General features: G+C 62.3%; 11 protein-coding genes. 3 read left to right on the forward strand and 8 right to left on the reverse strand.

The annotated features are described in order from the left end of the window. Positions 1–93: 93 nt before the first annotated feature. Positions 94–1,182: a diguanylate cyclase gene (locus HV796_RS21980; protein ID WP_175228621.1), complete on the forward strand. Its 1,089-nt coding sequence runs from the start codon at positions 94–96 to the stop codon at positions 1,180–1,182. Between the two features lie 58 nt (positions 1,183–1,240). Here HV796_RS21980 and HV796_RS21985 read toward each other — a convergent pair whose 3' ends face one another. Together HV796_RS21985 and HV796_RS21990 are read right to left on the reverse strand one after the other, a co-directional pair. Further along, on the reverse strand, positions 1,241–2,284 hold the full coding sequence (locus HV796_RS21985) for a VTT domain-containing protein (RefSeq protein WP_175228622.1): 1,044 nt from the start codon (positions 2,282–2,284) through the stop codon (positions 1,241–1,243). A 126-nt stretch (positions 2,285–2,410) separates the two neighbouring features. Continuing rightward, positions 2,411–4,414 carry a bifunctional DedA family/phosphatase PAP2 family protein gene (locus HV796_RS21990; protein ID WP_175228623.1) on the reverse strand — a complete coding sequence of 668 codons (2,004 nt, stop codon included), beginning with the start codon at positions 4,412–4,414 and terminating at the stop codon, positions 2,411–2,413. Between the two features lie 662 nt (positions 4,415–5,076). On the opposite strand from HV796_RS21990, the gene HV796_RS21995 reads away from it, so the two are divergent. Then, on the forward strand, positions 5,077–5,817 hold the full coding sequence (locus HV796_RS21995; protein ID WP_175228624.1) for an H-NS histone family protein: 741 nt from the start codon (positions 5,077–5,079) through the stop codon (positions 5,815–5,817). Between the two features lie 122 nt (positions 5,818–5,939). Here the strand turns inward: HV796_RS21995 and HV796_RS22000 are convergent, their stop codons facing one another. From HV796_RS22000 to HV796_RS22020, 5 genes are all read right to left on the reverse strand, one after another. Beyond that, on the reverse strand, positions 5,940–6,587 hold the full coding sequence (locus HV796_RS22000) for an IMPACT family protein (RefSeq protein ID WP_175228716.1): 648 nt from the start codon (positions 6,585–6,587) through the stop codon (positions 5,940–5,942). A 95-nt stretch (positions 6,588–6,682) separates the two neighbouring features. Further along, on the reverse strand, positions 6,683–6,925 hold the full coding sequence (locus tag HV796_RS22005; RefSeq protein WP_246355981.1) for a hypothetical protein: 243 nt from the start codon (positions 6,923–6,925) through the stop codon (positions 6,683–6,685). Between the two features lie 324 nt (positions 6,926–7,249). Then, positions 7,250–7,477 carry a hypothetical protein gene (locus HV796_RS22010; RefSeq protein ID WP_175228625.1) on the reverse strand — a complete coding sequence of 76 codons (228 nt, stop codon included), beginning with the start codon at positions 7,475–7,477 and terminating at the stop codon, positions 7,250–7,252. Between the two features lie 189 nt (positions 7,478–7,666). Next, positions 7,667–7,939: a hypothetical protein gene (locus tag HV796_RS22015; RefSeq protein ID WP_175228626.1), complete on the reverse strand. Its 273-nt coding sequence runs from the start codon at positions 7,937–7,939 to the stop codon at positions 7,667–7,669. Between the two features lie 119 nt (positions 7,940–8,058). Beyond that, complete coding sequence (locus HV796_RS22020; protein ID WP_175228627.1) at positions 8,059–8,328, reverse strand: hypothetical protein; 270 nt, start codon at positions 8,326–8,328, stop codon at positions 8,059–8,061. 381 nt (positions 8,329–8,709) lie between these two features. Between HV796_RS22020 and HV796_RS22025 the strand changes: the two genes are divergently transcribed. After that, complete coding sequence (locus HV796_RS22025; RefSeq protein ID WP_175228628.1) at positions 8,710–10,890, forward strand: serine/threonine protein kinase; 2,181 nt, start codon at positions 8,710–8,712, stop codon at positions 10,888–10,890. Positions 10,891–10,924: 34 nt separating this feature from the next. Here HV796_RS22025 and HV796_RS22030 read toward each other — a convergent pair whose 3' ends face one another. Next, positions 10,925–12,850 (reverse strand): SUMF1/EgtB/PvdO family nonheme iron enzyme, encoded by a 1,926-nt coding sequence (locus tag HV796_RS22030; RefSeq protein WP_175228629.1) that lies wholly within the window; start codon positions 12,848–12,850, stop codon positions 10,925–10,927. Positions 12,851–12,954: the final 104 nt, after the last annotated feature.

Consider the following 12,954-nt stretch of genomic DNA (forward strand, 5'->3'; position numbering starts at 1 on the left):
ATACTCACCGAACGTCGGTGCGCGCATCGATTGGGTGTCCTTGTCTCCCGCAGTTCTTTGCCCAGGTGGCAGATGGCGTCAGAAACGGATCGAATGACCGAACAACCGGCCGATCTTCCGGCCGGCAGGGGAAAACGCTTTGTCGAGCGTCTTTACCGGCTTCGCATCGTCGGCTTCGGCTTGGGCTTTCTGTGCATCGCTTCGGTTCTGCTCGGCCAGCAGCGCGGCATCGTGCTATGGAGCCTTGCGGTGTTCCACGGCTTTATCTGGCCGCATGTCGCGCGCCGCGCCGCGCTTGCGTGCGAAGTTCCATATCGCGGCGAGCGGCTCAACCTGATGGCCGATTCACTATTCGGCGGCTTCTGGATCGTCGCGATGCAGTTCAACGTGCTGCCCGGCGTGCTGATCCTCGTGATGCTCAGTATGGACAATATCGCGGCGGGTGGCGTGCGTCTGTTCATACGCGGTATCGGCGCGCATGCAGCGGGCATTGCGGTTGGCGTGCTCGTCATGGGTGTCAAGTTCGCGCCGATGTCGACGATGACGACGATCATCGCGTGCCTGCCGCTCCTCATCATCTATCCGATCGCGTTTGGCTGGGCGATGTACCAGGTCTCGCAGAAGCTCGCCGCGCGCACACGCGAGTTCGAACACCTGAGCCGCACAGACGGGCTGACGAAGCTGTGGAACCGCCGCCATTGGGAGGGGCAACTCGCGGTGGAGTTCGAGCGTTGCCGCGCAAACGGCTACGCGTCCTGTCTGCTGCTGATCGACCTCGATCACTTCAAGCGCATCAACGACACGCTCGGTCATCCGGCCGGCGACGCGGTGCTGATCGCGTTCGCCGATCTGCTGCGCCGGCATTTCCGCGCAGGCGACAGCATCGGCCGCTATGGCGGCGAGGAGTTCGGCGTGGTGCTGCCCGGCGCAACGCTGCGCGAGACGCAGGCAATCGTGAGGGAATTGCTGATGCGGGTGCGCGAGCAGGCGCACGAGCCGGGCGCTTCATGCCCATGCACAATCAGCGCCGGGATCGCGCAACTGACATGCGATATGCCGGACTATCACCGATGGCTGCTCGAAGCGGACCGTAGCCTCTATCAGGCGAAGGCACAGGGACGTGACCGCATTGTCGTCGCGGGTACGGCCGCGCCCGTTGCGGCGGCGGACGCGAGGACGTGATCCGCCAGCGTCGCGCTGCGGTGCGTCATGTGAGTCTCACGCATCGTTCAGATCGAAATCAGGTGGAAGAGAATTGCCGCCAGGACGCGATCGCGCGTAGCGTCACTTCGCACGACGATTCCTGTTCGGCCGATTGGTCCGATCGGTCGCGGGACCGCGCGCGTTCTGCCGGCACCGGATCAACTGCATAGCCGCGGCGCTCCCACGCGTCGAGTCCGCCCTTGACCGCGCGCACCTGCTTGAAACCCTTGTCGCGCATTTGCTGCGACAACGTCCGCGCGGTCTCATGATCGGGGCACACGCAATAGACGACGGTATTGTGCTCAACCGATGATGCATCCACCTCGTCCAGCGAATTGCGCTCGACGCGCATCACGCGTGGCAGCCGGTACGGCTCCTGTTGCCGTCGCGGCTCCGGCCGCGCATCGAGAATCATCGGAGGCAGGGCCGGGCGCAACATCTCGTCGAGCCCCTCCGGCGTGACGCTTGAGAGTTCGAACGGAGATTGCATGCGCCAGCGCTGGATCAGCCGATAAAGCAGGTAGAGAAGCGCCAGCGCGACGAGGACGTCGATTGCCGTCCAGCCGTGATGGCGCACTTCGACGATGAACATCCGCAAATGCCGCTCGAACAGCGCGCCGCCGAGCAGCCAGAAGGTCGCCCATGCGGTCACCCCGAGCGCATCCCACGCGAAGAAGATAGCGGCGCTGACGCGCGTCGTACCCATCAGCGGCGGCGTGATGATGGCAAGACCCGGGACGAACTTCGACACGGCGACAATGCCGGGTCCGAAACGGGCAAATAGCGCTCGTGCTTTTCTGACACGCTTGTCGACGGTAACCGATAAACGCGCGAGTCCGCGAATCAGCCGGCGGCCGAATATCCGGCCGGCGGTGAACCAGACGCTGTCACCGGTCAGCGCACCGAGCGCCGCCGCGCCGAGCACGTGCCAGAACAGCAAGCGGTGGTCCATGACCGCGACGCCGGCGAATAGCAGCAGCGGCACCGCTGGAATCGGAATGCCCAGGCGCGCAATCAGCACATTCAGGAACACCACCGCGCTGCCCCATTTCGCGACTGCGTCGGCCGGAAATTCGATCACGGGAAGTCTCCTTGCGGCGCATGGCGGACCCAAGCTCAAGCTAAATGAGGTAAAGCCAATGCAGGTAGTGGACGTCCGGTCCTACGATTGTTGCATGGATGCGCGCCGCATGCATGACGCAGGGGATCACCGCGCAATCAGCGTGATCGGGACGCCTTTGCAACCCATCCCCCGCGACATCTGGAATTCCTGCCATTCCGGTCTGCCTTGATCGGCAATCATAGGGTCGATCCGATGGTCGGTGTACAGAACGTTGAATGGCCACGAAGGACGCAGCAGCCGTTCGTGTACGAGCGAGCCGAGCCAGATCGGCGTCGCGGGCGCGCCGGCCTTGCGCTGCACCGCATAGCCGGTCTGCCAGAAACGCAGCACATCGCGCTCGTCGCGGCGTTCGCGCTCGCGGGCGAAGACAAGGGGCGACGGTACGCCGTCGTTGAGCTTTGGCAGTACCGGCAGGTCCATCGCGGGCACGTCAGGCGAGATGAGTGAAAAGAGGCTGCGCGCGGAGAAACGCGTGCCCGGCACCCAGCCGCGGCTGCTGAGCTGCTGTTTAATCTGATCGGCGTCGCCGGTCCACTGCACGGTGATCGGCTCGCGCCGGTCACCCTTCAGGTCCGAGCGATAGCATGGGAAGGTCTTCCACAGCGAATCGGTCCATTGAGCTTCGCTGACGACAATGGCCGGGCGGTTCACCATCGGCGGCATCGCGAGCGACTCAGGCTGAAAGCGGTATTGCAGCACGACACTCACGCAGATTACCGCGAGCACGACGACCGGCATCCACGGGCGCGGCGACCGGATGCGCGGGTTGCGCCAGACTGCGGTCAACGCGACGATCGCCACCCAGAACGCGGCAAATGCGGCACCCCCGATCGCATCCGAAAAAGCGAAGCGGCCCGAATAGACACCAGCAAATGCAATTGCGATGAGGATCGCGGTACTGACCGTCGTCACGATGATCGCGCTGTAGACGCCGGCCCGGCGCGTGAGAATAAAGCCAAGGAAGCCGTAGATCACCACGCTTGCCGCGACGTGGTTGCTTGGAAAGGCGTATCCGTCGGCGCTGCCACCCCAGGGCGGGGTGCGATGCACGATGAGCTGAATCGCGACGATCAGCGCCTGCGAAAACGTGACCGCGACTACCCAGTAGACGACGGTGCGCCAGCGGCGCTCGTATGCCATCCATAGCACGCCGGTTGCGATCAGCGCGGTCAGCGTTGGCACCGTGCCGAGCGCGGTCACGCGGGCGAGTACGTCGGCAAGCCATGGCGAGTGGATCGAACGCATGAAGCGGTAGACCGACATATCGATCTGCACCAGCGGGTCGCTACGCACGACGTCCTGCAGTACCCCGAAGAAAATTCCGGCGCACAGCAACACGAAGATCGAGATCGCGATGACCAGCACGGCGCTGTGCTGGTCCGGATCGATCATGTGAAGCACGAAGCGGCCGGCGCGCCCACGATGATGGCGCGCCCACTGCACGACGTGCCGCTGTGACGTGATTGCCCATGCGTGCGCATGCGAAAGAAGGAAGTGCGCGACGACGTAGATGACCCACACGGCGCCGACGATGATCGCCAGCGCGGCGACGAGCCGGAACGACACGTCGCCGGCAAGCTGTATCGATGCGCCGAATACGACGCCCGGCAGGATATGCGCGGGCGCCCACAACGCCGCGGAAAGCACGTTCATTGCGTAGAAGCGCGCGGGCGGCATTTCCAGCATGCCCGCCACCACCGGCACGACCGCGCGCAGCGGCCCGACAAAACGTCCGAACACGACCGCTTTGGCGCCGTATTTGTCGAAGTACTGATGGCCTCTGTCGAGTAGTTTCGGATGCGTGCGGAACGGCCATACCCCAGGGATGATGTGCCGATAGCGATGACCGACCCAGTAGCTGATGCCGTCGCCCGCGACTGCGCCCAGGATTCCGAAGGCGAGTACCCAGCCGAGGTTCAGCGAGCCGGTGCCGACCAGCGCGCCCGCAATGAACAGCGTGGTGCTGCCAGGCACGAACGTCCCGATGACGGCGAGCGCCTCGAGAAAGGCGGCAAGAAAGACGACCGCCAACGTCCATCCAGTGTGCCCCCCTAGCAGGTGCAGCAACTGGATGTACGCATGCTCCATAGAAATCTCCCGATCTAGAACAGTGAGGGCGCCAGGCGCCGATACCTATCGGCATGGTGCGGCTTGCATCAACTTAACAGTCTAAGGGTAATACGCCTATGCGCGCAGCAGACCTTGCCTGAGCGCTGCATGGATGGAACTCAAGCGCGCAACCCGAACGTTGCACCGATAGCCGTTATATTCGAAACGTAAGAATGGCGGGCCTCGGGTTGGTTGAAGTGGCGAAGCGGTTCGTGTTGGCATGGTAATACCCGATCATTGAATTGAGGACACCTGGCCCGTGCGGGTAAGCTCACGAACTTTCAAGCAACCTGATTGGCGGATCACCCACACAGTGTCGATTCGATCTCTGGAATTTGCATTGCTGTTCCGGAATGTATCCGCATCTGACCTGAGACCGCACTCTCACGGCGTGTTGCACATGATCGACGTGCTTGCCGTTCTGTTAAAAACGGCTAACGGTTTGCCAGTGTTCATGCGGTGAAATAGGAAAAATGACGGCTTGACTGCCTTGCGCATAATTTCAATAGTCGTGATTCGCTTTTTTACGACGTTTGCTAAGCCTGAAATTGTTGTTATTACCTTACTTTACGTTCAAAACATAGCACTTCAATGTATATCCATGGCATAGTCCGTTTGTATCGTTCAACCAGGAGAGGAGTATGGCCACATTGGAGCAGATCCAGGCGCGTATGAAAAAGCTGCAAGCGCAGGCCGAAGTCATTATTGCAAGACGGGCTCAAAGCGCGCTTGACCAGATTCGCGAACTGATGCTCAAGCATGGGCTTACGACGCACGATATCGAAACGCGCGCGAAGGCCAGACGCGAACGGGAACGGGCGCAAAGGCTCGGGCTTGGCGCAGGCAAGCTCAAAAGCGCCGGCGCGACGAAAGGCAAGCTGCCTCCGAAGTATCGTGACCCGAAGACGGGCGCCACCTGGAGTGGGCATGCCCGGCCGCCGGCATGGATCAAGAACGTGAAAGACAGAAGCAAGTTCTTGATCGATGGCGGCAGCGCGGCAGTCGAGGCTAGCGCTGCGATCAAGACGGCGGCGAAGAAGGCCGCAAGCAAGACAGTGGGTCGTAAAGCGGCGGCTAAGAAGGCGGCGGTCAAGAAGGGTGTGGCTAGAAAGATTGCTGCGGGACACACCGGCGCCAAAAAGACTGCGGCAAAGAAGAGTGCCGGCAGGAAAGCGGCTAAAAAGGCTACCTCTGCGCGGACGGCTGCTGCTGGAAAGACGGCTGCAAAGAAGGGTGCGGCGAGGAAGGCGGTCGCGAGAAAAGCCGTTGCCGGGAAAACAGCTGCGCGCAAAACTGGTCGCGGCACGGCGAGAAAAGCGGTGGCGCGCACCGCAACGGCCGCCGCACCCGTGGCGGCCAATGGTGCGATCACGCTAAGCTAGGCGGCGCCCCAACTGTCGAGCGGTAGTAAAGGGTAACCGGCAGAGTAAAGGGCAGCGCAAAAAGCGGCGGCACGCACGGCGAGACTTCGCCGTCGCGTTGCCGCCGCTTCGCTTAAGCGGGCTTAACCGATGTTTGACGGAAAGACTGCGCGTCCCTGCGTAAGATCGCGCAATGCGTCACGTGCATCGTCAAGCATGGTAACGGGCATACGAATCGCGAAACCAACGGCCATTCCATATGTGCTGCTTTCCAGCGCGTAGTTTAGCTGTTCAATCCAGCGGCGCACCCGCGCTTCGTCCGCATAGCCGATTTCGACGGAAAGCGTGGCGAGTGCGATTCGTTCGACGCGTGGCGCCTCTTGCAACACGCTTGCAATGGCCTCGGTATAAGCGCGCACGAATCCGCCGGCACCCAGCTTGACGCCGCCGTAATAGCGAACGACCGCGGCCAGTACGCCATCGAGATCGTGATGGCGCAGCACCTCGAGAATCGGACGGCCGGCTGTACCTGACGGCTCGCCGTCATCGGACATCCCCGACTGGCCGCCGGCCAGCAACGCCCAGCAGACGTGTGTCGCCGCCGGATGCGCGGCACGCAGACGGCGCAACTCGTCCATCGCGGCATCACGGTCCGCGACGGGAATCGCGTAGGCGATAAAGCGGCTCTTGCGGATCTCGAGTTCCGCGGTCAAAGCACTCGGCAGGGTATAGGTCGGCAAGGCGGGTGATGGTGTCGGCGACGCGCAACAAAGCGATGCGCGAGGTTCCATGTTAACGGATGCGACGCGATCGGTGGGCGAAAGCATTGGCGGCCCCTCCAACGTTATGTCGAAGAGGGCCGCCTGTTTGCGTAACGCCGGCCTCGCTATAGGTACGACCCTTTGATACGGCCTTCGAAGATAGCTGTGTTGATATCCCAGTCGTCGACCGTGCCGACGCCGTGGCCATCGACGCCCACAATCACTGAGCGACCGCCGACGATACGTTTCATTTTGTCCCGCGCGAGCGCGATCCGTCGCAGTTCGCGAATGTGCGGCGCATTCGACGCGTCCGATACGTTTGACACTTCTGGCGAAGACAGGTCGTTGACGACAAGCGTGGCTTTCATGGCATGACTCCTTGATGTGAGGCGAGCACGACGTTGTGCCCGCATCGACTCGCGCAAGGTGAATGCCATTGACGAAACATTGCGTGCGGCAGCGCACGGTTGGGTTCAAAAGCGTTGCGGTTGGTACGTGAGGCGGCAGGTGTCGTGCGTACTGGCCTGTCGAGGCAAGCGGTTCGACAAGCGGCCTGTTGGGTGCCGCCGCACACCCGGACGCTGTCTGTTGGGTGAGCGGGAGCGGATCGCGTGCCGATCGTCCACACAAGCACGCGCACGCGCGTGCATCGCGCGATGTAACGCGGCAGGTCGACGTATTGCGTGCGACGGCTATTTGCGCAACAGGCTTTGCGGTGGAATTCGCTCGTCGACAGTTTGCCGCGCGGAAGAAAAGCCCGGCGGAAAATCGACGACCCTCGCTACCGTAGGGGACGCGGTGGGTTGATCCGTCGCGCCGAACAGGCGCGCACCGAAACGTGTACCACCGACGATCGCGGTCATCGCCGCGCGGTCGAGTTCGACGCTGGCGGACAGGTCTTTGATAACGAGCTTGGCCATGGCTGTTCCCGAAGCTTGATCAGATCACGCGGCGCATGCTGTCGATGTGGAAGTTGCATCGCATCAGACTTCACGCGAACCGCATTCGGCTCGAACAACCAGTATAGGAAAATGCGTACGCTTCGGATACCTGAAAGCGCGCGCTAGCGCACGGTGCGGAGGCCCCCGTGCCTCCACAGCAGACCGTGATTACACGACTGCATTCGTGCTTGCCCAAAGCTTCGGGCTGACATTCAGGTTCGGCGGCACGAAGCCCGCGCCGATCACACCGATATTGTTCAGTGCTTCGACGTTGACGAACTGCATCTGCGTGATGTTCTGGTTAACGCCGATATTGACGTTGGCAACCGGGCCGAGGCCGGCGAGCCATGAATTGCCGGGTGCGCCGCCCGAGACGGCGGACATCGCGCGGCGCTCGAGTGCCCGGGTACCGGACAGATCGCGGATGATGATGGACGACATGATATTTCTCCAAGGAAGCGAAGGGCAAAGGCAGCGGGAAGCGGTGGACAGGCGGACTGCAATGAACGGGAGCGCGTGCGGCATGCGTGCTCCCGGTTCCCGTGCGCGTGTCGCTGCGATCAGTACACGTTGACGTTGTTCGTGCCAGTCATCGTCGGCGTGATCGTCGTGTCGAAATTCTTCGTGAACGCGTTGCCGTTGTTGCTGACGTTGCTGACGTCCATCGACTGGTTTACAAGCTGCTGCGCGTTAACCGTCTTGCTGTTATCGAACTTCAACGACAGGTTCGGGTACGACGGGTACGCGATATAACCACCGCGCACAGCCTTCATGGCCTTGCTGTCGAGTTGTTCGGTCAGGGACAGGTCTTTGATGGTGAGCGATTTCATGAAAGTTCTCCTAACAGGGAAAAGATGGGTCTTGCGGTTCGTTTGAGCATTCTGTCTGCTCGGAGGTCACTTACGCACAGGCTGTGCCAGACGTGCGATCAGACAGCCTTAAAGCGATCAGGCCATTGATGCACAAGGGCCTATCCGCCTGCAACGCAATCGGCGCGCATCGCATGCGATGAACGGCACGCCGACGATGACGGTTCGAGGCCAACGGATTGCCCAAAGTTGTTGGCCGTTTCGCAACACAGCCGGTTCGCGCGGCACTCGGTCAATTCTGTTTGCGAAAGAGAAACGTGCGGGCTACTATCGAACGAGCGCATGTAATTGATTACGACAGGATCCCTCTCATCCCAACAAGCGCCGCATCGCTTTGCACCCATGGCCAACCTTGCGCATCTGATCCGGGATTACCAGAGCGGCGCGCTGTCGCATGATGCGTTCGTCGCTCAACTCGACAACACGTTGACGACCGAAGGTCTCGGTCCGGCGCGGCTGCTGGAAATTCTCGACGAAGCACACGCACGGGTGGCGCTGCCAGCGGATCTTCATGCGGAGGTGCGCCGCAGGATCGAACAGTTGCCGGTATCGAACCTCGCGGGGGGCGGTGAGGAAACGCGTGTGCAAACTCCGCCCGTGCAAACGGGCGCGGCAGCGCCACCCGCGCCGCCGTCTTCGCCATCGGGAACCATTGGCGCAACGCTCGCGCAAGGCGCAACGTCCGACCAGGTGAAAGGCACCGGCGATACGTTGAACAATCGCTTCGTGCTCGAAGAGTGTCTCGGCGTCGGCGGGATGGGCACCGTATACAAGGCGCTCGATCTGCGCAAGCTGGAAGCATCGGATCGCAAGCCGTATGTGGCGATCAAGGTGCTCAACGTGCAGTTCCGCGGCAATCCGAAGTCGCTGATCGCGCTGCAGCGCGAAGCACGCAAGGCACAGGTGCTCGCGCACCGGAATATCGTCACGGTGTACGACTTCGACCGCGATGGCGCGATCGTCTATCTGACGATGGAGTATCTGTCCGGCAAGCCGCTCAGCCAGATTCTACGGACACCGGATTTTCACGGGATGCCGGTTAGCGCGGCGCTGCCGATCGTGCGCGGCATGTCGGCTGCGCTTGCGTATGCGCACGAGCGCGGTTTTGTGCATTGCGACTTCAAGCCGGCCAATGTGTTTCTGACCGAGCAAGGCGAAGTAAAGGTAATCGACTTCGGCATTGCGCGCGTATTTCAGCGTACCGAAGAAGAGAACGACGCAACCGTTTTCGACCCGGGCAGTCTCGGCGCATTGACGCCCGCGTATGCAAGCCCTGAAATGCTCGAACATCTCGAACCCGATCCGCGCGACGATATCTATGCGCTCGGCTGCATCACCTATGAGTTGCTCACCGGGCGCCATCCGTTTGACCGGCTGTCGGCGACCCAGGCGCGCGCCGCGCATCGTCAGCCGCAGCGTCCCGAACAGATCAGCACGCGGCAGTGGCGCGCGTTGCGCGCGGCGCTGTCATTCGACCGCTCGACGCGCATACCCACCGTTGCGCGCTTCGTCGAAGAGTTTTGCATCGACGAGCCGCGCGCGTCGAACGGCAAGACAACGGGCTTTCAGGGTGCGGCGGGAAAGGCGGCAGGCACGTTCGCGTCGCTGTCCAACTGGCCTTTGAAGGCGGGGGTCGCCGGTCTGCTGGTGCTGATCGCGGCTGGCGTGGGTGTGTACCGGTATCGTGCTTCGCCAGTTGAACACGACGCCGATCGACAACTGTCCGCGGCATCGGCAACGCCGGCAGCGGCAGCGTCAGAGGCACCCGCTCAACCGGGTGGCTCCGTAGCGGCGCATCAGGCAGGAACGCAAAACGACGCGCAGGCACCGCATGCCGCTCCGCCGCCGACGCTCGCCATGGTCGCGCCATTGCTCGCGAAAGTGCCGTGTTCGGCGCTTGCGCCTTCGATTCACGATCGGGTAGTGCAACTGCGCGGCTTTGTCGCGCAACCAGGTGATCTCGACAAGTTGAAGGAAACGGTCGGCACGACGCCGGGTGTCGACGCGCTCAAGCTTGATGTGCAGTCACTCGGCGCGGACAAATGCGCGGTGCTCGATGCGTACGCGCCTTACTGGGCGCGCAACTGGCAGGCGGGTCGCGTGGCGACGCTTCACACTCGCGCACCGGGTGGACAACTGACTGAAGGCGACCCGCTGGTCGTCGACATCTCGACGCCGGGTTACGACTCGTATGTGAACGTGGACTACTACGTGCTCGACGGCAGTGTCGTGCATATGGTGCCCGGGCCGCGCGCGAAGGACAATCAGGCGCCGCCGCACTACACGGCGACGATCGGTGCAGCGGGCGACTGGATTGTGTCGAAGCCGTTCGGCACCGAACTGGTCGTGTTGCTGATCACGCCTGCGCCGTTGTTCGACAGCCTGAGGCCGGAAAGCGAACCCAGCGCCGCCGACTATTTACGGGTGCTCGACGCGAGGCTCAAGCAGATTGCGGCCAGGTATGGGCAGGAACGGATCGTCGCGGATATTGCGCCGATCACAAGCAAGGCGCGCGGGCAGTAAAGCATCGATGTCTTTTCGCGTCGCGGGCTGCGGGTTATTTCAGATCCTTCGCGACCCGGAAGCCGTCTTGAGACTGCCGCACGCTCTGGCTGTATTTGAAGCGCGTCGACGTCAGCATATAGTCGCCGCCTTCACGCCATGAACCGCCGCGAATCACGCGCATATTGCAGCCCGGCGTGTCCCACGTGTGTCCGTCGTTCGGTGCGTTCTGATATGAGTTGTGCCAGCAGTCGCTGACCCATTCCCACACGCTGCCGTTCATATCGTGAAGTCCGTACGGATTCGGCGTGAATGACCCGACGCTCTCCGGCCCTTCCTTGTGCCACGGATCACCGCAGTCTTTGCAGTTTGCCTGGCCTTTGCGCATCTGGTCGCCCCACCAGTATTTTGTCGTCGTGCCCGCGCGATCCGCGTATTCCCATTCCGCTTCGGTCGGCAGACGGTAGGGTTTTCCGGTCGCTTTTGCGAGCCATTTCACGTAGAGCTGCGCGTCGTCCCAACTGAGATCGCGCGCCGGCGCATTCTTGACAGAGTTGTTTTCCGGCGACAGACGTGGACAGGCATTCGCGTCCGCGCATGCATTCCACTGCTCGACCGTTACTTCGAACTTGCCGATGGCGAACGGTGCGCTGATTGTGACGTGATGAGGTGGCTTTTCGGAAGGGTCATCGGAGTTGCTGCCCATCGTGAACGACCCTGCGGGCAACGGCACCATCACCGGACAGGTCGCGCAGTCCTTGCCTTCGCCGCTCGCGGTCGCCGTCGCTTTAGCCGACGGTTGCGGAGGCGCCGCGGGTGGGGGGGGCGGTGTTGCGGCGGCCGCGGGGCGCTGTTGCGGTGTCGGCGTGGCGGGCGTCACGGCTTGCGGTGCGGGCGTCGACGCAGCGGCGGGTGCCACCGGTGGTTTCTGTGTGCCCGCGGACGCCTTGAGACGCTCGATACGCGCGCGCGCGAGTGTCGCGAAGCGTCCGTTCGGATACGCCTTCAGATACGCCTCGTAGTCGCTTGCGTAGTTGCTGTCCTTGATCGAGTCCCAGAACGTCAGTTCGTATTGTTCATTGCTGTCCTTCGGCAGGATGCCGCGGGTTTGCGTCGTCGGAGCGTCTGCGGTGGCGATGCGCTGCGCCGCGTCGAATGCAGGCAGGCCGTCGGTCAAGCTGAGCGCGTCGTCGAATGTCGACGCCATCCATGGCTTTTGTTGACCACGCGATACCTGAGCGACTTCGGTTGACGCGCGCTGGAATATCGTCCGGACGTCAGCATCGTGCGCGCTTTCCAGTTCGTGCAGCCATGCGGCGGTCAGCAAGCCATGATGGCGACCGTCCAGCGCGAACCCGCCGGGCGCCGTCGCATACACAATCAGGGTTTGACGAGGCAATGCCGGCAGGGCCGCGCCAGCGTGCGCCGGCGGCGCGAACGGTTGTGCAAGGCAAGCGTCCAGCACCAGCACGTTGCGCTGCTGCGGACGCGCGGCGGACATCGCGCGCAGCACCGCTGCGACGTCGATGCCGTCGCGCACCAAAGCGGCGGGTGCGCGCACGTCGCTGCCCGTCGCGAGCAGCAGCGTCGAACCCGGTGTTTGAATGGCGTGCCCAGCGAAGTAGAAGAGACCGATGCCACCCGCTTGCAGACGCTTGCCGAATTCGGCAATTGCCTCATTCATTTGCGGCGGCGTCGCGTTGGTCGCGCGGATGACCTCGAAGCCTAGTGCCGTTAAAGCCGTGGCGACCGCCTGTGCATCGCGTCGAGCGTTGGCAAGCGGGCTTGTCGGATAGTCGCCGTTGCCGATCACAAGTGCAACCTTGCGGTCGACGGTATGCGGGCCAGGCCTGACCATCGCGGCGGGTCGAACCGCGACTTGCGCACTTTCGTCGACAACCGGGACAAGCTTTGTGTCAACGCCGGCCGCTTGCGCGTAGCCGACCCCGATCATGCACACCAGCAGGAGTTTTCGCCACATATTCAATCCTGTCCGCGTTGGACCGTTTAAATCTAGGGGACGTCTCGCCGGCCGTCATCGAAAAGATAGCACGCAGTCCGAACGTCATAACGTTAACGAGTGTC

The organism is Paraburkholderia humisilvae (genome assembly GCF_902859855.1).
GTDB lineage: Bacteria > Pseudomonadota > Gammaproteobacteria > Burkholderiales > Burkholderiaceae > Paraburkholderia > Paraburkholderia humisilvae.